The 20,783-nt window shown below is 33.8% G+C and carries 18 protein-coding genes; 9 read left to right on the top strand and 9 right to left on the bottom strand.

Annotated elements, in window-relative coordinates; translation table 11 throughout:
• A complete protein-coding gene (locus tag ABXT06_RS14600) occupies positions 1-549 on the top strand; it encodes a HutD family protein (protein WP_354591402.1) in 549 nt (182 codons plus the stop codon).
• 306 nt (positions 550-855) lie between these two features.
• Here the strand turns inward: ABXT06_RS14600 and ABXT06_RS14595 are convergent, their stop codons facing one another.
• From ABXT06_RS14595 to ABXT06_RS14585, 3 genes are all read right to left on the bottom strand, one after another.
• Positions 856-1,239, bottom strand: a complete 384-nt coding sequence (locus ABXT06_RS14595; protein WP_354591401.1) for a DUF3037 domain-containing protein — start codon at positions 1,237-1,239, stop codon at positions 856-858.
• Positions 1,229-2,008 (bottom strand): HipA family kinase, encoded by a 780-nt coding sequence (locus ABXT06_RS14590; RefSeq protein ID WP_354591400.1) that lies wholly within the window; start codon positions 2,006-2,008, stop codon positions 1,229-1,231. The genes ABXT06_RS14595 and ABXT06_RS14590 overlap by 11 nt, the downstream gene beginning before the upstream one ends.
• 293 nt (positions 2,009-2,301) lie before the next feature.
• The gene (locus tag ABXT06_RS14585) at positions 2,302-3,150 is read right to left on the bottom strand and encodes an NAD(P)H-hydrate dehydratase (RefSeq protein ID WP_354591399.1); all 849 of its coding nucleotides are present in this window, start codon (positions 3,148-3,150) and stop codon (positions 2,302-2,304) included.
• A gap of 234 nt (positions 3,151-3,384) precedes the next feature.
• Between ABXT06_RS14585 and gcvT the strand changes: the two genes are divergently transcribed.
• The 4 genes from gcvT (at position 3,385) to ABXT06_RS14565 (ending at position 8,449) form a co-directional block, all read left to right on the top strand.
• On the top strand, positions 3,385-4,467 hold the full coding sequence (gcvT, locus tag ABXT06_RS14580; RefSeq protein ID WP_354591398.1) for a glycine cleavage system aminomethyltransferase GcvT: 1,083 nt from the start codon (positions 3,385-3,387) through the stop codon (positions 4,465-4,467).
• Positions 4,468-4,667: 200 nt separating this feature from the next.
• Positions 4,668-6,704, top strand: a complete 2,037-nt coding sequence (locus ABXT06_RS14575) for a S41 family peptidase (protein WP_354591397.1) — start codon at positions 4,668-4,670, stop codon at positions 6,702-6,704.
• Positions 6,705-7,027: 323 nt separating this feature from the next.
• Positions 7,028-7,741 (top strand): YebC/PmpR family DNA-binding transcriptional regulator, encoded by a 714-nt coding sequence (locus ABXT06_RS14570; RefSeq protein ID WP_012024626.1) that lies wholly within the window; start codon positions 7,028-7,030, stop codon positions 7,739-7,741.
• Between the two features lie 498 nt (positions 7,742-8,239).
• Positions 8,240-8,449, top strand: a complete 210-nt coding sequence (locus ABXT06_RS14565) for a hypothetical protein (protein WP_354591396.1) — start codon at positions 8,240-8,242, stop codon at positions 8,447-8,449.
• 44 nt (positions 8,450-8,493) lie between these two features.
• Here ABXT06_RS14565 and ABXT06_RS14560 read toward each other — a convergent pair whose 3' ends face one another.
• The 4 genes from ABXT06_RS14560 to ABXT06_RS14545 all read right to left on the bottom strand — a co-directional run bounded on the left by ABXT06_RS14560 (position 8,494) and on the right by ABXT06_RS14545 (position 14,243).
• Complete coding sequence (locus ABXT06_RS14560) at positions 8,494-9,405, bottom strand: LamG domain-containing protein (protein WP_354591395.1); 912 nt, start codon at positions 9,403-9,405, stop codon at positions 8,494-8,496.
• A 430-nt stretch (positions 9,406-9,835) separates the two neighbouring features.
• A complete protein-coding gene (locus ABXT06_RS14555; protein WP_354591394.1) occupies positions 9,836-10,723 on the bottom strand; it encodes a LamG domain-containing protein in 888 nt (295 codons plus the stop codon).
• A 347-nt stretch (positions 10,724-11,070) separates the two neighbouring features.
• Positions 11,071-12,111 (bottom strand): cysteate synthase, encoded by a 1,041-nt coding sequence (gene capA / locus ABXT06_RS14550; protein ID WP_109194804.1) that lies wholly within the window; start codon positions 12,109-12,111, stop codon positions 11,071-11,073.
• Positions 12,112-12,182: 71 nt separating this feature from the next.
• Complete coding sequence (locus ABXT06_RS14545) at positions 12,183-14,243, bottom strand: S9 family peptidase (RefSeq protein ID WP_354591393.1); 2,061 nt, start codon at positions 14,241-14,243, stop codon at positions 12,183-12,185.
• A gap of 144 nt (positions 14,244-14,387) precedes the next feature.
• On the opposite strand from ABXT06_RS14545, the gene ABXT06_RS14540 reads away from it, so the two are divergent.
• Positions 14,388-14,708 (top strand): YbaB/EbfC family nucleoid-associated protein, encoded by a 321-nt coding sequence (locus ABXT06_RS14540; RefSeq protein ID WP_354591392.1) that lies wholly within the window; start codon positions 14,388-14,390, stop codon positions 14,706-14,708.
• Positions 14,709-14,838: 130 nt separating this feature from the next.
• Here the strand turns inward: ABXT06_RS14540 and ABXT06_RS14535 are convergent, their stop codons facing one another.
• A complete protein-coding gene (locus ABXT06_RS14535; RefSeq protein WP_354591391.1) occupies positions 14,839-15,858 on the bottom strand; it encodes a threonine aldolase family protein in 1,020 nt (339 codons plus the stop codon).
• A 152-nt stretch (positions 15,859-16,010) separates the two neighbouring features.
• Between ABXT06_RS14535 and prfB the strand changes: the two genes are divergently transcribed.
• The 3 genes from prfB to lpxD all read left to right on the top strand — a co-directional run bounded on the left by prfB (position 16,011) and on the right by lpxD (position 18,972).
• Positions 16,011-17,109 (top strand): peptide chain release factor 2 gene (prfB, locus tag ABXT06_RS14530; RefSeq protein ID WP_198857162.1). Its coding sequence is split into 2 segments (ribosomal slippage): positions 16,011-16,073 and positions 16,075-17,109, totalling 1,098 coding nucleotides; the frame shifts between segments, so codons are not numbered across the junction.
• Positions 17,110-17,193: 84 nt separating this feature from the next.
• A complete protein-coding gene (msrB, locus tag ABXT06_RS14525) occupies positions 17,194-17,640 on the top strand; it encodes a peptide-methionine (R)-S-oxide reductase MsrB (protein WP_354591390.1) in 447 nt (148 codons plus the stop codon).
• A 333-nt stretch (positions 17,641-17,973) separates the two neighbouring features.
• Positions 17,974-18,972: a UDP-3-O-(3-hydroxymyristoyl)glucosamine N-acyltransferase gene (gene lpxD, locus ABXT06_RS14520; RefSeq protein ID WP_354591389.1), complete on the top strand. Its 999-nt coding sequence runs from the start codon at positions 17,974-17,976 to the stop codon at positions 18,970-18,972.
• A gap of 64 nt (positions 18,973-19,036) precedes the next feature.
• Here the strand turns inward: lpxD and ABXT06_RS14515 are convergent, their stop codons facing one another.
• The gene (locus ABXT06_RS14515; RefSeq protein WP_354591388.1) at positions 19,037-20,692 is read right to left on the bottom strand and encodes a T9SS type A sorting domain-containing protein; all 1,656 of its coding nucleotides are present in this window, start codon (positions 20,690-20,692) and stop codon (positions 19,037-19,039) included.
• Positions 20,693-20,783: the final 91 nt, after the last annotated feature.

The following is a 20,783-nucleotide window of genomic DNA, read 5'->3' as shown; positions in this document are numbered from 1 at the left end:
ATGAACATAAAGCTTTTCTCTAAAAAAAATACTAAACCCTCTATTTGGAGTGGTGGATTGACGTATGAATATATGATTTATCCAAAAACAGCCATTTATGCCGATAGAGATTTTGTGTTTAGAATAAGCAGTGCTACAATAGAGCAAACGCCTTCAGAGTTTACCAAATTTAAAGGCTATTACCGATATTTGGTTATGCTTGATAACGACTTAGATGTCGAGGTAAACAAAGAAAAAAAAGAATACGAGAAGTATGAAATCATGGAATTTAATTCGAATGATGAAGTAACTTCTTTCACCAAAGGCACTGATTTTAATTGGATGGTTTCAGAAAAAATATCCCATCATAAATTGGAAATAACCAATAGTAATCAGAATTGTACTGCTGAAATAGTAATTTTATTTTCTTTAGATACAACCGTTATTATAATTAATGAAAAGCTGTATCATTTAGAACCTTATGATTTATTGGTTATTGAAAATCAAGAAAAGGAAAATATTATGCTTCATTTTTCTAATGAATGCCTTTTTGGAATATTGGATTTTTAAAGGAATCTAAGTTTTTTTTTAATCTCGCAAAGACGCAGAGTCGCAAAGTTTTTTGTTTTATGCATTATCCCCCAATATTGTCATTTCGAGGAACGAGACTCGAGCGATAGCGAACAGGCGAAGCAAATCTTCGCAAGTAACTCCGCAACGAAAATCCAATCTTTGTAGAGCTTCTCGTGGAGATTTCTCGTTCCTCGAAATGACAAACTGTATGGAAACTTTACCTAAAAAAACTTTGCGACTCTGTGTCTTTGCGAGATTTCTTTTTAAGCCAAACCTTAAATTATCTTATATAACTTATATGGTTTAAAGAACAAGTTCAGTAAATAAGCGCTGAATCGTTTTCTCCAAATCCTGACTCAAGCCAGGATGAGGTCTTGAAGTTTGTATCGCAGAACTTCTAATGGCTGTTAACCATCTAAAACGTTCTGGAATCTCAAATTCGGCAATTGGACCGCCGTCTTTGGCTCCGTTGGCGATTTTTACTAGCGAAGTCAGGTTACATTCTAACTGTTCGACATCAAAATCGGCAGAAAGGGCTTGTATTTTTTCTTTATTTAAATGAAAAAGAACCTTTATAAATTTGGCTTTTTTGCAAAACAAAATGATTCCGATATTCAGGAATTCTTCGCGTTCTACCCTTGGTACAACACGAATCACAGCATATTCGTATAAGTGGTTATCTTGCATTTTGCGCCTGATTTACAAATATTTCTGAATTCTCTAATCTTGTTTTTAAAAACTGCAGATACACATTTCGCAATCCTTCTGGAGTTTCGTCTGCATCTTCCCACTGCAACCAATCTAATGGAATTGTATTGACAATTTCTTCTAAAACTTCTGGAGTTAAAATCGCTTTAAATTCGGCATCAACTTCTTTTAAAAGAGAAGCTTGAGGCAATAAAACGTGATCTTTTATCAACGCAAACGGACTTTTAGCATGTTGTTCCCAGTTATGCCAAGAATGATGAAAATACAAACAAGCACCATGATCGATCAGCCATAATTCTTTATGCCAGATCAACATATTGGTGTTTCTGAAAGTTCTATCAACATTGGTGATATAGGCGTCTAGCCAAACAATTTGTGAAGCCAATTTAGCATCGACAGTGGTTACCGCAGGATCAAAAGTTATTGCTCCAGATAGGAAATGAAGTGCCAAGTTTAAGCCCTGACTTCCTTGCAGTAAATCCTGAATTTCTTCATCGGCTTCGGTTCTTCCAAAAGCTTCGTCAAGGTTTGCAAATACTAATTCTGGCAATTGTAGCTTTAAGGCTTTTGCAATTTGTCCGCCTACTAATTCGGCTATTAAGGCTTTTACGCCGTGCCCGGCACCTCTAAATTTTAATACGTATTTAAAGTCGTCATCGGCTTCTGCTAAAGCGGGTAAAGAACCGCCTTCGCGCAGTGGCGTTATATAACGCATGACGTTTACTGTTCTTAAATCGAAATTTCTCATTTTTTAAAGATTCTAAGATGCTAAGAAACTAAGTTGCTAAGTCTCTAATCTTGGATGTTACAAACTTAATGATTTTTGATTTTAGATTTTTCCTTTCACGCAGATTCAAAAAGATTTGAGCAGATCATGGCAGATTTACTCTCATTTTTTGTCATCCTGAGGAACGAAGGATCACGCTAGAAACTCGACAAAGATTGGCGAATTACTTTATGGTTACTGTGCAGAATTACTTGTGTGATCCTTCGTTCCTCAGGATGACAAAACTGCATACAATTATCAAATTACCACATTTTCTAATTATCTAATTCGAGAAAAGCTTTTCCTAAATACTTAATAATCGTAGAAGCCGTAAAAGATTCATAACCTGTTTTTGGCAAGGCTAAATCGGCTGTTAATCCGTGGAGGTAGACGCCCATTTTTGAAGCGTATTTAGGTTCGTAACCTTGCGCTAAAAGACTTGTGAGAATTCCGGTTAGAACGTCTCCGCTTCCTGCGGTCGCGAGTGCTGCGTTTCCGCTTGTGTTTTCATAGACTGAAGTTCTGTTGATGATGTAGGTCGGTGCGCCTTTCATAACTACTATGACTTTGTATTTCTCTGAAAAAGCAATTGTTTTTTGGAATTTCTCAGCTTCTGAATTCCACTTTCCAATCAAACGTTCTAATTCTTTTGGATGCGGTGTCAAGATGGTGTCTTCTGGAACTAATTCTAACCACGACAAATTTTCGGAAATAATATTTAGTGCATCTGCATCGAGAACTAAAGGCGCTTTATTGACTCTTAAAAATTCAAACAAGGCTTTTTGTGTTCCGAGCTCCTTCCCTATTCCTGGACCAATTCCGATGGCTTGCGGAATTAATGGCAAATGAATATTGGTTATAAAATTCACGTTTTCATCTGTTGCAACCATTACTTCTGGAATGGAGATTTGAAGTATTTGATAACCGCATTTTGGCGCAAAAGTTGTTACAAGTCCGCAGCCTGTTTTGAGGCAGGATTTTGAGGCTAAAACCGCTGCTCCTATTTTGCCGTAACTTCCGGCAATAATCACCGCATGTCCTTGTGTTCCTTTATGAGTTTGAGGATTTACAGGTTTGTATAATTTCTGAAATTCTTTTTTATTAATTAAATACGGTGATTTCATTTAAATACTTTTATACAATAAAATTACATAAAAAATCGAAATCATAACTCGTCTTTTGAAACTGTTAGCCTTAGCCCTGATAGTAGCGATATCCTTTTTGTTTTTTCTTTAAAAAGCAAAAGATATAGCGGATAGCAGGAAATAGCTCCAAATTATTGCGAAATTTATAATTTAAGGTCTTTTAATTTGATATTTTTTGAATAGATTTGCAAAACAATTTTATAAAACAACACAATGAAAAATACTGCGCTTACGCACATACATGAAGGTTTAGGAGCGAAAATGCTTCCTTTTGCTGGTTATAATATGCCTATCACTTATGAAGGGGTTAATGCTGAACACGAAACGGTTCGTAATAGTGTCGGCGTTTTTGACGTTTCACACATGGGTGAATTTTTATTGACAGGTCCAAATGCACTGGCTTTGATTCAGAAAGTGACTTCAAACGATGCTTCTACTTTGACTATCGGAAGAGCACAATATTCTTGTCTTCCAAATAATGAAGGCGGAATTGTTGACGATTTAATTATTTATAAAATGAAAGAAGAAGAGTATTTACTGGTTGTAAATGCTTCTAATATTGAAAAAGACTGGAACTGGATTTCATCTCATAATGATTTAGGAGTTGATATGAAGAATCTTTCTGACGAATATTCTTTATTGGCAATTCAAGGGCCAAAAGCAGTTGAAGCTATGCAGTCTTTGACTTCTGTAGATTTGTCTGCTATTACGTATTATCATTTTGAAGTAGCCGATTTTGCAGGTTTTAACGATGTTATTATTTCTGCTACTGGTTATACTGGCTCTGGAGGTTTTGAGATTTATTGCAAAAATGCGGATGCTGAGGCTATCTGGAACAAAGTTTTTGAAGCTGGAGCTTCTTTTGGCATTAAGCCAATTGGTCTTGCTGCTCGTGATACTTTACGTTTAGAAATGGGATTCTGCCTTTACGGAAACGATATTAACGATACTACTTCTCCGCTTGAAGCTGGTTTAGGATGGATTACAAAATTCACTAAAGATTTCACCAATTCTGAGGCGCTTAAAAAGCAAAAAGAGGCTGGTGTTACTAGAAAATTAATTGCTTTTGAAATGCAAGAGCGTGCTGTGCCAAGACACGATTACGAAATTGTTGATGGTTCTGGAGCGGTAATCGGAATTGTAACTTCTGGAACTATGTCTCCTTCTATGAATAAAGGAATTGGTTTAGGATATGTGACAGTTGCAAACAGTGCAGTTGACAGCGATATTTTTATTAGAATCAGAAAAAATGATGTTCCTGCAAAAGTGGTAAAATTACCTTTTTACAAGAAATAAGTTTTGACTATATAATTCAAATAATGCGTTACGGTTGTAACGCATTTTTTTTGCTTTAAAATAAGCAGATTCAGGTTAAATTATTTGGCGTGCGTTCGTTTAACGATTAAAAACTTTTCGTTGTCGATATTTTATTAAAAATACTACAATTTTCAAAAAATTTAGTGTAACTTTAATCATGAACCCATGAATTTCCATTTATGAAAAAGATTTCACTACTCCTTTTTTTGCTGACATCAACTATATCCATTGGTCAGAACAGCGCAGAAACTTGTGAAATATTAAACAAAATAAATGCGCTTATTCAAGCAGAACACTTAAGGCCAAAACCAGTTGATGATAGTCTATCTGTGTTCGTTTTTGACAACTTAATTAATGAGCTTGACCCTTCACGCAATATTTTTTTTAAAAGCGAATACGATGAATTGGCTCAAAAATACCGATACAATTTAGATGATCTGATTCTAAAGAATGATTGCAGCTTTCTTACTGATATAAAAGCGGTGTACATAAATGGTCTTATACGCACTAAGAAAGTCTTGGAAAAAATCCAGACACTTCCTATTGATTATGCTAAGAAAGACACAATCCGTTTTTATAAAAAGTCTTTTGCCTTTTATTTAAAGAAAGAAGACATGGAAAAGGTTTGGGTAAAAAAGTTGCGCTATCAAATATTGGACGATATTGCTGAGATGAGCGAGAATTTAGATTCTGTAAAAGCTAATTTTAAATCGATCGAACAGGCTTCTAAAAATCAAATTCTTACGAATGAAATTTGCCGTTTTAATACCCTTATAGAAACCAGTGCAAAACAAGAAGAAAAATTATACAATTTCTTCTGTACGTATTTTGATCCACATACCGCTTATTTTAGCGATGATTCTAAAACAAGTTTTGTTGCTTCTTTATCCAAAGAACATTTGTCGCTTGGAATGACGGTAAACCTCAACGAGAAAAACGAAATTATTATTGATGAGGTTGATCCAAACGGACCAGCGTATCAGACAGGACAAGTGAAAAAAGGCGATCAGATTATTTCAATTTCCAATCAGAAAGAAACACTTCAGGTTTCGTGCGCTTCGTTAGAGTCTATATCGACCATGATTTTATCTGAAAGCAACAAGCATATTACACTTACCTTAAAACGCAATTCGGGTAAAAGTTTTGATGTTTATATTGAAAAGCAAATGATGAAGGATGAAGAAAATTCTGTTTTCAGTTTCATTATTGGCAAAGACAGCAAAATTGGATACATAAAAATTCCGAGTTTTTATGCAGATCTTGACGGCAACAGCAGAAAAGGTTGTGCCGATGACGTTGCACGTGAAGTTATAAAACTACAGAGAGATAGCATACAAGGACTTGTTATTGATCTTATTGATAATGGCGGCGGTTCTATGGAAGAAGCCATAAAACTGGCTGGAATGTTTGTAGATTATGGTCCGCTTTCAATTGTGATTGACAACAAAAAAGAGAAATCTATAATTAATGATCCTTTTAAGGGAGTAATTTATAGAGGTCCAATTGTGGTATTGGTTAATAGCAATACGGCTTCAGCAAGCGAATTTTTCTCTTCTATCATGCAAGACTACAATCGCGCTCTTTTATTAGGAAGTAACACACTTGGAAAAGCTACTATGCAGACTATTCTTCCGCTTGAGGAAGAAAAAAATACCGATTTCTTAAAAATTACAATCAATAAATTCTACAGGATTACGGGTAAAAGCCATCAATATATTGGTGTAAAACCAGACGTGGTACTTCCTGAATTCTATGAAGACATTTACCAGAAAGAAAGTGATTTTCCGACGGCTATAAAAAACGATAGCATCGAACCTTTCTTAAAATATAAAACGTATGTTAAACGAAATTTAATTGATAAGATTGCTAAAAACAGTTCGGCAAGATTGTCCGACAATTACTTTTTCAACAACATTAAAAAGATCAATCTCAAAATAGATCAGCTTGTAAATACTCCAAAAGCTGAAATTCCGCTGACGTTAGATGCAGTTTTTAAACAGAAAAAAACATTGAACGCACTTTGGACTGAGATCAATACTTTTAATGATGAAAACAATCCCCTTGATGTATACAATTCGAGTGTGAATCAGTTTCTTTTAGGAGCTTATCCAAATGATAAAACGATTAACCAATATCAAATGGATAATCTAAAAACCAATCCGTACCTCAACGAAGCCGTTAATATCATTAACGAATTTAATGGAGGGGTTAAGTAGTTTTTTTTGTTTCAAGTTTCAGGTTTATTAAGTGCATGAGATTTTTTTTTAACGCAAAGTACGCAAAGGTTTACGCAAAGAACGCCAAGAAATTTTTAAGTTAATTTATAAATAAAAGAGTTCGCAAAGCTTTATCCATTTAGCTTTGCGAACTTTGTATTTATAAGCGTAATCTTAAATAAAAAATCTTTGCGAACTTTGCGGTTAAAATCAGCGCAAGCCCTTCAACTTGAAACCTTAAAACCTGAAACAAAAAAGAACAATTTTGTTTTTGTAAAAATTAGGAAAACCGTATTTTTGCATCACAAAACTAAAAATTAGAAATGGGAAGAGCGTTCGAATTTAGAAAAGGAAGAAAAATGAAACGTTGGTCAGCAATGGCCAAAACATTTACCAGAATTGGTAAAGATATCGTAATGGCTGTTAAAGAAGGCGGACCAAACCCAGACGCCAATTCTAGATTAAGAGCTGTTATACAAAATGCGAAAGCTGCAAACATGCCTAAGGACAATGTGGAGCGCGCTATTAAAAATGCAAGTAATAAAGATACTGCCAATTATAAAGAAATTTTGTTTGAAGGATATGCGCCTCACGGAATTGCAATCTTAATTGAAACTGCTTCTGATAACAATAACAGAACTGTAGCAAACATTCGCAGTTATTTCAATAAATGTAATGGAACAATGGGAACTCAAGGTTCTGTTGAGTTTATGTTTGATCATACTTGCAACTTCAGAATTGCAAAAGATGGTATCGACGCAGAGGAATTAGAATTAGAATTAATTGACTTTGGTGCTGAGGAAGTTTTTGAGGACGAGGACGGAATCTTAATCTATGCTCCTTTTGGAAGTTTTGGTGCTTTACAGAAAGAATTAGAAAACAGAGGCCTTGAAATCCTTTCTTCTGGTTTTGAGCGTATTCCGCAAATCACTAAAGAATTAACTGAAGCTCAAATTGCTGACGTTGAAAAATTGATCGAAAAAATCGAAGAAGATGATGACGTTATGAACGTTTATCATACAATGAAGGAAGAATAGTCTTTCTATAAAATATATTTTAAAAAGCTCTGGATTTTTCTGGAGCTTTTTTGTTTTAAGGAATTTACCCTTAATTCAAATAAAAAATTATATTTGCTGATATTTGGAATAATTAACTTAAACCTTTATTTATGCAATCATCAAAATTTATGAAATTTGCTGTAATAGCGCTCGTAATCTTATTTATTGTAATCAGTGTTATTAGCTAAAAACACAAGTCTTTTGATTTTTAGAAGACTTTTTTATTTGTTTACATCATAAATCCTTATATTCCTAAAACTGCTTAAAACTTAAAAGCAAATTCTCTAAGCTAATTAGAAAGTTGATACAAGTTAAGTTGCTAACTATGACCAAGATTTCAATTATAAAAAAAATCTTCCTCCTTAACAAAACATATTGCAATGATTATTTGAACTCATTTTAAACTAAGCTTAAACATAGTTAAAGTTAACATTTCGAGTATATTTGCAACACCTCAAATAAAATTAAAAACTAAAAATGCAAACATCAAAAATCACTCGAATTGCTGTAGTAGCGCTAGTTCTTTTGTTCTTAGTACTAAGTGTAATCAGCTGCAGTACACATGTGCACACTCATGACCATCATCACCCTGCTCCAGGTAAAAAAATACCACCAGGACAAGCAAAGAAAATGAATGGAGATAAAAGTGCGAAAGCTTATGCTCCAGGTCAGCAGAAAAAAAGATAATACAATAAGGCCTTCCAAAATATGGAGGGCTTTTTTATAAATAACTATTTTTTTCCTGCTGAATTGATAACCTTAATCAGATAAGTTCCTTCTGGCAAATCAGTTATATTAGAAGCGTTAGCACTCATTATTTGTCTTCCTTGAGAGAAAACTTCAATAGTTTTACCGCTTTTATTTGTTTCAACAGACACTGCAGATGATGGCGTAGATGCTTTTACAGGTGCAACTGTAGTCTTTTTTGATACATTTGAAGTTGCAGGACTTGAAATGGGCATGCTTTCTGTTACTGCTGCTCCATTTGGCTTCGAACTATTATACGCTTCTTTAACTTGTTCGTCTGTCATAGCAACACTATACAATCTTAAATCGTCAATATCTGCATTGATACTTGTCGAGTTATTTAATTTACCCAGATTTAAAATATACCCTTTTGCAGAACGCTGAATTCCTTCTACAGATTTCAGCAATTCACCATTACGATATATTTTTGATATATTTCCATCATAAGTGATACTGTACATGTACCAAGTTTCTTTTACTAATGGCACTGAAACTACTACATTATTTGTATCTCCCCAACCTACCAAACTTAAATCTGCAGTACTTCCAGATACAGGTTGCTGTACTAATCCGAAATATTGTCCGTTTACTGCTGTACCGTATCCTAAAATGTAATTCGGAATATTAACTGCGTTGAATTTTACCCAAACCGATATCGTTTTTGGCTTATTATCCTGAGGAAGCTCTCCTACTACAGCCTGATAAGCTTTATTTGTAAGTCGTAAAGCGCTTTTAGAGCTTCCCAATCTATCGTTTACAAAGACTGGAGCACCCAAAAAAGAAATGGTATTGTCTGCACTGTTTAAATTTCCGTTGAAATTAAATTCCTGAACCGGATTTTGCGCATTGGCGGTTAAAAAATTTACAAACATTAAAGTGAGTAATATTTTTTTCATAATTAATAGCTTTTATCAGAATCGTTTTGGTTTAAGGCAAATAGTAATTTATTATAAAATTGATGCTCTATAGATTTTCAATTTCAAAATTTCATTTATTATTTTTATAAAATTTGTTAAAAATATAATTAAAATTCAGCATATCCAAACCATTCCTACATGCAAATGAACGATTCTCACAAAAACACTTTTTACGTCTCAAACAACATTCTCTTTTTTAAAATACTTGAAAATACCTGCAATATTAAATCAAAAGACTTCTTAAGAAAAGTACTTAATGGGTAATAATAGCGTCAGTCTATCCACCGAATTGTTTTATTAAACTAAAAAAAGCCTTCTGAACACCAGAAAGCTTTCCTTACTATTCCAAAAACCCAATTGCTTACGCAATAAAAAAACTAACTAATAAAGAAACAAACTAAAAAACCATTTATTTTGAGGTAATTTTTTTCGATGGAGTACTGGTAATTTTTAATAAATAGGTCCCTTCTGGAAGATCGCTTAAATTCGTTGCATTACTTCCCACTATTTTTTGTCCTTGCGAATAAACTTCGATGCTTTTTGCTGATCCGTTAACATCGCCCGAAGTAATTATTGTTTGATTTGGTTTTGCCTTTATTGCAGTGGTCTTCGCTTCTGCAGCCACTGCAAGTAAGTTAGATGCTTTTTCGTTCTCATATAACTCACGTATTTGATCTGGAGTTAAAGCAACGTTATAAATTTTTAAATCATCTATATCTGCATTAATTCCTACCATTGTATTGATTTCGCCTAATCTAAAAATGTTTCCATTAGTAGATCTTGCCATACCTTCGAGATATTTCAATAACTTACCGTCACGATATATTTTAGAAGTCGTACCTTCATATGTAATAGCATAATTGTACCAAACATTCTTTTCAAGAGGTGTAGACACAATTACATCATTAGAAGCGCCCCAAGCTGCCAAACTCAAATCAGAGTTAGAAGAAGTTGTTCCCTGCTGTAATAAGCCACAATATTGTGCATTAAAAGGATTTCCGTAACCCCATACATAGTTTGGATTAGAAATATCATTGAATTTAACCCAAATACTAATTGTTCTTGAGCTTTTCCCTTGAGGCAGGTTATCGATTACAGCTTCTAGAGCTTTGTTATTTAATCGCTGAGCGCCTTTTACAACTCCTGCTCGGTCAGCTACAAAATTATTGGTTCCGATAAACGAGATGGTGTTTGCTGTATTGTTTAAAGTTCCATTAAAGTTAAATTCCTGAATCGGTGTTTGCGCGTTCACATTCAAAAAACTTACAAACAATACTGCTAGTAGTAATTTTTTCATAATAGTAGATTTTAGGGATTAAACAACTTATGTTATTTTAACACCTCAAAACTAGATTATTATGATTTTTAGCCGAAATATTTCCGACAACTGACCTAAATACTCGTTAAAGTAACACTTTTCAACAATTTTATCAACAAACAACTTTTACACAAAATCATAAATACTATTAAATTATTAAATTAAAACTATCTAAATTCATAATTTCTTACGTATAAATACGGTATATTCAACAATACCACAAATTACACTTTTTACCCGTTTAGTATTTCTCAGGAATTTGCTTCAAAAAAAAAACTCCATTCGCAAATTACGAATGGAGTTTTTATATTTTGAAAAGTACTTTATTACTTTACGAATTCAATTTTTTGAGCTTCCTCTTCATTAACACTATCAAAGAAACCTTGCTCGTTCATCCAGTCATCACTGAATACTTTACTCATGTAACGAGAACCATGATCTGGAAAAATAGCAATAATATTACTATCTTTTGTAAACTCGCCTTCTTCTGCATATTGCTTAATAGCTTGCATTACTGCTCCAGAAGTATATCCAACAAATAAACCTTCTTTTCTAGTAATCTCTCTCGCAGAATGAGCACTTTCTTCGTCGGTTACTTTCATGAATTTATCAATAATATCAAAATCTGTAGCTGACGGAATTAAGTTTTTACCTAAACCTTCTATACGGTATGGATAAATTTCTTTGCTATCGAATTCTTTTGTCTCGTGGTATTTTTTTAATACAGATCCAAAAGCATCAACTCCTAGAATTCTAATATTTGGATTTTTTTCTTTTAAGAATTTTGCAGTTCCAGAAATAGTCCCTCCTGTTCCGCTGCAAGCAATTAAGTGTGTAATTTGTCCTTTTGTCTGTTCCCAAATTTCTGGACCTGTAGTGTTGTAGTGAGCATCAATATTCAATTGGTTAAAATATTGATTAATATAGACTGACCCTTTTGTCTCTTCGTGCAAACGTTTGGCTACATTATAATAAGATCTTTCATCATCTGCAGAAACGTGAGCCGGACAGACATACACTTTGGCGCCTAAACTTCTCAACATGTCAATTTTATCTTTAGATGATTTTGAACTTACAGCCAAAATACAATTGTAACCTTTAATAATGCTTACCATTGCTAAACTAAATCCTGTATTACCAGAGGTGGTTTCGATAATGGTATCTCCTGGAGAAAGAATTCCTCTTTTCTCGGCTTCTTCAATAATATATAATGCTATTCTATCTTTTGAGGAATGACCTGGGTTGAAAGCTTCTACCTTTGCGTAGAAATTTCCTTCTAACTCTTCGGTGATTTTATTTAGTTTAATAAGGGGGGTGTTTCCTATTAACTCTAAAACATTATTATAAGCGGTTATTTCTTCTTTCATAAAAAAATAGTTAATCAAAGGCCTTTTTAAATTAACCTTGATAGGTTGCAAATTTAACAAAAAATTTCTAATTAGCTTTTAATTTTTTCTAAATCTAATAAAAAACTAAATTCTTTTGCTAAGTCTTTTAAAGCCTCAAAACGTCCCGAAGCCCCGCCATGACCTGCATCCATGTTAGTATCTAAAAACAAAAGTTTATTATTTGTTTTTAAATCTCTCAATTTCGCAACCCATTTAGCTGGCTCCCAGTACTGTACCTGCGAATCATGCAATCCGGTAGAAACATACATATTAGGATATTCCTGTGCTTTTACATTATCGTAAGGCGAGTACGACAACATATAATCGTAATATTTTTTATTGTTAGGGTTCCCCCATTCGTCATACTCTCCAGTTGTAAGCGGAATACTGTCATCCAGCATCGTGGTAATTACGTCTACAAAAGGCACCTGAGCGATAACGCCATTATATAATTCTGGAGCTTCATTTACGATAACTCCCATCAAAAGTCCTCCAGCAGATCCTCCTTCTGCATAAAGATGTTCAGGAGAAGTATACTTTTGGTCTATTACAAATTTAGAGCAATCAATGAAATCTGTAAAGGTATTTTTCTTTTTTAACAGTTTTCCGTCTTCATACCATTGTCTTCCTAAGTCCTCACCTCCTCTAATATGCGCTATTGCATAAACAAATCCGCGGTCTAAAAGCGACAATCTTGTCGAAGAGAAATAAGTATCCATAGTAATTCCATAAGAACCATATGCATAAAGCAACAGCGGATTTTTACCATTTTTCTCCAATCCTTTTCTATAAACCATAGAAATAGGCACTTTTACTCCATCTCTTGCTGTTGCCCAAACTCGTTCTTCTATATAATTGTCTTTATCAAATTTTCCACCTAAAACCTCTTGCTCTTTTAGAATCTCTTTGGTTTTAGTCTTCATATTGAAATCAATTACAGAAGACGGAGTTGCCAATGACTGATAACTGTAACGCAAAATATCTGTATCAAAATCAACATTTGTTGTCGTGTATGCATTATAGGTTTCACTGCCAAATGGAAGATAGTAATCTGACTCTTCATTCCATGGCATGATTCTAATATGATTCAATCCGTTAGAACGTTCTTCTACAACTAAATAGTTTTTAAAAATCTCAATATCTTCTAACAAAACATCTTCTCTGTGCGGAATAAGATCTACCCAGTTTTTCTTTCCTGTTTTGTCTTCTGGCGTTTTCATTAACTTAAAATTCGTCGCCTTATCTTTATTGGTCAGAATATAAAACGAATCTTCGTAATGAGAAATACTGTATTCTAATCCGCGAACACGTGGCTGAAAAACAGTAAATTCTCCTTCTGGATTACTAGAATTCAAAATTCTATATTCCGTTGTCAAAGTGCTTCCAGAACCAATAACAATATACTTTCTTGACTTTTCTTTGCTTATAGACACATTAAAAGTATCATCGACTTCGTTATAGACCAAAACATCATTTTCTGAATTGGTATTTAATTTATGCCTAAAAACTTTATCTGCTCTTAAGGTTGTTTCGTCTTGTCTAACATAAAAAATAGTATTATTGTCATTTGCCCAAACAGAAGCTCCTGTAACATTTTCTATTTTATCAGCTAAAATTTCACCTGTTTCTAAGTTTTTAATTTGAATAGTGTAGATTCTTCTCCCTACAATATCTACTCCGAAACTAGCAAATTTATTATCTGGACTAATGCTTAAACCTCCTAATTTGAAATATGCATGTCCTTTTGCCATTTCATTACAGTTAAAAAGAATTTCTTCTTCTGCAGAAAGACTTCCTTTTTTTCTGGCAAAAATTGGATAATCCTGACCTGTTTCGAAACGTGTTATATAAAAATACCCATTGTAGAAATAAGGAACCGAAGAATCATCTTCTTTAATTCTTCCTTTCATTTCTTCAAACAGACTATCTTTCAAATTTTGAGTGTGGGCAGTCATGCTTTCGTAATAAGCATTCTCCTGATTTAGATAATCGATTACTTCTGAATTCTCTCTGTCATTAAGCCAGAAATAGTTATCAACCCTAGCTTCTTTATGTTTTTTTAATGTCTTTGGAATTATTTTAGCCTTTGGGGGCGATATATCATTTTGCATTTATTAAGCATTAATTTTTAAATATGAAGACGCAAAAATAGCACAAACCCAACAGAACAGAATTAATTTTTTCTTAAATTATTCTATTGAATTAACACAGCAATATAGTAATTTTGTCTGAAATAATTTAAAAAATCAACAAAAATGGATTTAATGGGAATGATGGGTAAACTTAAAGAAACCCAGCAAAAAATTGAAGATACAAAAAAGCGCTTAGATACTGTTTTGATTGATGAACAAAGCGCTGACGGATTATTAAAAGTTACTATCACTGCAAGTAGAAAAATAAAATCACTTTCTATTGACGATTCTTTACTGGAAGATAAAGAACAATTAGAAGATTACTTAATTGTAACATTAAACAAAGCTATAGAAAAAGCAACAAGTGTAAACGAAAGAGAATTAGATGCTGTTTCAAGAATGGATATGCCTTCTATTCCTGGAATGGATAATTTGTTTAAATAATAGGGACAAAGGTTCAGAGTTGCAAAGGTTCAGAGTTTTTTTTCTTTGGCATAAAAAAAGAGGATGTTTTTACACCCTCTTTTTTTATAACCTCTGTCCCTCTGAACCTTTGCCACTTTGAACCTCTCTTTCAAAACTTCGAAAGCGTTTCCAACACATAAGTATGCATTACTTCTTTGTAATCTAAATGTGTTACAATTCGGAGTTTATTATGCCCTAAAGAACTTATTAGTATATTTTTCTGTTTTAATTTCTCAATTAACAATTGATCGCTGTAACCTTCTGCAAGTGAAAAAATCAGAATATTAGTTTCTACAGGTTCAATAGATGAAATCCAAGGTTTTGTGCTTAAGATTTTTGCAATTTCTTTTGCTCTGCGGTGATCTTCTGCTAATCTTTCGATATTATGGGCTAGAGCATATAATCCCGCTGCAGCTAAATAACCTACTTGACGCATCCCTCCGCCTAATATCTTCCTGATTCTCAACGCTCTATAAATATCAACTTTACTTCCAAGCAGTACAGAACCAATTGGAGCACCTAATCCTTTAGACAAGCAAACCGAAATAGTATCGAAAATTGCACCAAATTCTCTAGGATTCTGTCTTTTAGCTACTAACGCATTCCAAATTCGAGCGCCATCTAAATGGAACTTTAAATTATGAGCATCGCAAACCTTTTTTATCTCTCTTAAATCTTCCAATTCGTAACATGCACCTCCACCTTTATTCGTTGTATTTTCAACACAAACTAAACTCGTTAGCGGGCTATGATAAAATTCAGGATCATTTATCGCTGCTTTCACTTGCGCCGCCGTAATCATGCCACGGTTTCCATCCAACAGACAACAAGAAACGCCACTGTTGAAAGAAACACCTCCGCCTTCATAATGATAAACGTGAGCGTATTTATCAGCTATTAACTGTTCTCCAGGCTGTGTATGCAGTTTAATTGCAGTCTGGTTTGCCATAGTTCCAGACGGAAAGAAAAGTCCAGCTTCCATACCAAAAAACTCTGCTGTTCTGTTTTCCAATTCAATCACCGTTGGATCCTGTTTGTATACATCATCGCCAACATGGGCGTTAAACATATACTGCAGCATTTCATAAGTAGGCTTTGTTATGGTATCGCTGATTAAATTTATTTCCATATTCTAAAAACTATATCTTATTTTTGTATGCAAAATTACGTATTACTTATAGTTATTCTCAGCAAGTTTTGGTAAAATTTAACTCGCTGGTTTCTCTAGACCAAATTAACGTAATAATTCTAAAAAACATATAAAAACCTATTAATTAATTTATGACAACAGCCGAACAAGTAAAAGGTATTGTGGAGCGCCTTGGTGCGTTGAGGAGGTATCTTTGACGTTGATGCCAAGCTAATCGAAATTGCAAACGAAGAAGAAAAAACGTTCGCACCTGATTTTTGGAACAATCCAAAAGAGGCCGAAAACATTGTAAAAAATCTTCGAAACAAGAAAAAATGGATTGAAGATTATGATAAAGCAGTAGCACTCACAGAAGAATTACAGCTGGCCTATGATTTTTACAAAGAAGGAGAACTTTCTGTAGATGAATTAGATGAACAATATGAAGCTGCACAAGCACATATCGAAAATATCGAATTCAAAAATATGCTTTCTGACGAAGGTGACAGTTTAAGCGCTGTGGTTCAGATTACAGCAGGTGCTGGAGGAACAGAAAGCTGTGACTGGGCAGGAATGCTGATGCGTATGTACATGATGTGGGGAGAAAGTTATGGCTACAAAATTAAAGAGCTTAACTTTCAAGAAGGAGACGTTGCTGGAATTAAAACTGTAACTTTAGAATTCGAAGGAGATTATTCTTTTGGATATTTAAAAGGAGAAAATGGCGTTCACCGTTTGGTTCGTATTTCACCATTTGACAGTAATGCCAAACGTCATACTTCTTTCGTGTCTGTTTACGTTTATCCATTAGTTGATGATAGTATCGAAATCGACATTAATCCTGCTGATATCGAAATTACAACTTCTCGTTCGAGTGGTGCTGGAGGACAAAACGTAAATAAAGTTGAAACTAAAGTCCAGCTGGTTCACAAACCAACGGGAATTCAGATTCAATGTTCTGAAACGAGATCTCAACAAGATAACAGACAGCGTGCTATGCAAATGCTTCGTTCTCAATTGTATGAAATCGAATTAAAGAAACAACAAGCGCAGCGTGCTGATATCGAAGCTGGAAAAATGAAAATCGAATGGGGTTCGCAAATTCGTAATTATGTGATGCAACCTTATAAACTAGTAAAAGACGTTCGTACAGGCTATGAAACAAGTGATGTCGACGGTGTAATGAACGGAAATATTGATCCTTTCTTGAAAGCCTATCTGATGATGATGGGACAGAAAGAGGAAGAATAGTATTTCAGTGGTCATTTTTTTATAGTTCAGTTGTCGTTTGCAATTACAGTAAACTGGAAACCTAAAACTTTAAAACAAAAAGTTATGATAAAATGGGCAGATGTAATTCATTTTACAAATAAAGGAAATCCAACTCCAGATAAAAGAGTGGAAAAAACGGAAGAAGAATGGAAACACGTTCTAACTCCAGAAGAATTTCAAGTGACACGCTTAAAGGGAACTGAAAGATCTTTTAGTTCTGAATTATGCAGCTTATTTGATCCTGGAATTTACGAATGTAAATGCTGTGGAACTGTTCTTTTTGATGCAAGTGAAAAATTTGAATCAGGAACTGGCTGGCCCTCTTTTACACAGCCAATTAAAGAAAATGCAATTGGCTACCACGCAGACAAATCATACGGAATGATTCGTGTTGAAGTTGTCTGCAATGTTTGCGATGCACATTTAGGCCACGTTTTTCCCGACGGTCCGCCGCCAAGCGGTTTACGTTACTGCATTAACGCTGTTTCATTATCAAAAATTAAAGAATAATACACAAAAAATCGGTTCATTAAATTGAACCGATTTTTTTTTAAATTCCCACTCAATAAGTGAATTAACAATTCGAATGTAAGCTATCACTTAACAATTATTTTTTTTTTATTTTACTTCACCATTTTTAGCTTTTTTATTCAAAAACCTAAACAACAACCAATCAACACATTGAAAAGACTTCATTTAATTAGCATTTTAAATATTATTTTTGTAAAAATTATATTATTATTTTAAACATTTATTAATAAACAAGAAAAATTAATTAGGTAATTAAAATGTAATTCATTTTATTTGGCAAAAAATAACCCTTAGTCAGATTAAAATTTTTCAATGAGATCCTATTCTATCCAAGAAATTAACGAAGTTATTAATGGCGTAATTTACGGCAATACTTCACAAAGCATAACCGCAACAGAACAATTAGAAAAAGCAACTACTTCGGAAATCTCATTTATCGGAAATAAAAAATACGAAAAATACTGGTCGACATCTAATGCTTCAATAGCAGTGGTAAACGAAGACATTTCAATTGAACCTGGAGAAAACCGCGCTTTTATAAAAGTAAAAAATGCCGATTTGGCAATGTCACAAATCCTTGCCCTTTTTGCTCCCCCCGCCCCAATCTTTCATAACAATATTCATAAAACAGCCACTATAGACGAAACTGCTATAATTGGTGAAGGCGCCAAAATTGGTGCTGGTTGTTACATCGGTCCAAAAGTTGAAATTGGCGCGAATACAATAATTTATCCGAATGTGACCATTTTAGACGAATGCACAATTGGAAAAAACACAATTATCTGGTCTGGAACCGTTATTCGTGAACGTTGTCATATCGGAAGCGAATGCATAATTCACCCAAACGCAACAATTGGTGCAGATGGTTTCGGATTTCGTCCTTGTACAGAAAAAGGATTGGTAAAAATTCCGCAAATTGGAAATGTTATCATAGGAAACGGAGTTGAAATTGGTGCAAATTCTTGTGTTGACCGAGGGAAATTTAGTTCTACAATTCTAGGCGACGGATGTAAAATAGACAATTTAGTTCAGATTGGACATAATAGCAAATTAGGTAAGTTCTGCATTATGGCTGGAAATAGTGGTTTAGCAGGTTCTGTAACCTTAGGAAATGGAGTTGTTATTGGAGGAAGCGCATCTATAAAAGATCACACTACAATTGGAGATGGAGCTATGATTGGCGCCGGATCTGGTGTTACAGGAGATGTTCCCGCTGGAAAAACAATGTTAGGATACCCTGCTGTTGAAGCTCGAGATGCATTAAAACAATGGGCTTTACTAAAGCAAATGGTTTGTGGTTCTAAAAAATAATATCTTTTAGATAAAATAAAAAAAACAGAAGCTTAAAAGCTCCTGTTTTTTTATTTTAAAGATTTTAATACTTTATTACCTTTTTAATTATTTTACCTTTAGCAGTTAAAATATCCATAAAGTATACTCCAGAAGGGAGAGAACTAAAATCAACTTTTTTTACATCACCTTTAAAAGTTGAAATTATTTGCCCATTTTGATTTATAATTGAAAGAGACTTAAAATTCTCTGCTGAATCCAAAGTCAGAAAACTATGAACAGGATTAGGAAATATTCTCACATAAGGATTCGCTACATTTACATGTTCATCAATTGAAAGATTCTTTTTTAAACTTATCTTTTTAGCATAAACGTCAATATTATGCGTTGACACGCTATAATTCCATGCGATTATTGCCGTACCTACTTCGTCGGATATAATATTAGAACCAAAACCCATTTCGCCAATAGGTTTATCAGATGCATTCCATAGCATTTCACCAGCTGCATTAATACTCTGAATCATTACAGCGGTTCCAAAATCTCTCTGATCCCACGATATAATTGCTCCGCCCGCACCATCTTTCGCTATTCTTGGTGTGTCCGATGAAGTATATTGATAATTAGTAATAGCAATTCCATTTTTTACCCATTTTGGAATTCCTTCTGCATTTACTCTTTGCACATAAATATTAGGATAATTGATGGTGTTAACTCTTCCATCTTTCCATGTAATAATTGCACCTCCGTTATCGTCAGAAACCATTCTAGACTCCTTTCCTTGTGAAACATCCAAATCAAAAATAGGAACTGCATTTTCCCCCCATTTTATTACTCCATTATCATCCAATCTTTGCATACTTATATTTATTGCAATTCCTGTATCGATCCTGTGTTCCCACGAAATAATAGCACCGTTACCGCTGTCAGTAACTAAAGAAGGATTATATGCACTTCCTCCTTTTGTTTTAATATACACACCTTCTTCATTCCATAGTTTTTTCCCATCACTATCAATTCTTTGTGCGTACATTCCTCTTTTAAGATTTGGATTATTATTATCTGTCCAAGCTATAATAGCCCCTTTATTTCCATCGGAAATAATTTTAAAATCGGTATCGACATCATACGTTTTAGACAATAAAACTCCATTTTCTATCCACTTAACAGAACCATCAAAATTTAAATTTTGCGCATAGATAGCTTTCTCATTTGTATTTCTGGAATCATACCAAGTTATAATTGCACCTCCATTTCCATTAGAAGCAAGCTGAATTTTTTGTTGCGCACCAACCATTTTACAAACCGTTGCACCATCTAATGTCCATTGTAAAATACCATCCCCATTAATCCTTTGAGCATGTACATCATAACCATAACTATCTTCGCCAGTATATTCCCAAGCAAAGATAGCACCTCCTTTACCGTCAGGAATAACTATCGGTCCATAATTTGTTAAAGTTCTGGAACAAACCCTAATTCCATCTTTTTTCCATTTTATTGTACCATCTTTAGTTATTCTCTGCGCAAATATTGAATATCCGCCTAATTCTGGCTTATCTCTTTCTCTTTCATCTTTCCAGAAAACAATAGCTCCACCATCTCCATCAGAAATGATACTTGAGCCATACTGATAAGTCAAATCAGTACATACTCCAATACGCTCTGAAGAATTATTAATTTGTCCATTACAGATAGAGTTTATCAAAAACAGAATTAAAACAAATTTTATTTTAGCCATACTTAATAGTTTTACTAAATCAACACAATATTAATATTTTTTTTAACACATATAAAACTATTAATTTCAATTCTACGCATTTTTAACTGTA

Origin of the sequence: Flavobacterium sp. UW10123 (genome assembly GCF_040538975.1) — a bacterium.
Taxonomy (GTDB): Bacteria; Bacteroidota; Bacteroidia; order Flavobacteriales; family Flavobacteriaceae; genus Flavobacterium.
The sequence above is the reverse complement of the archived record's forward strand: the minus strand, read 5'-3'. Positions and strand labels throughout refer to the sequence as shown.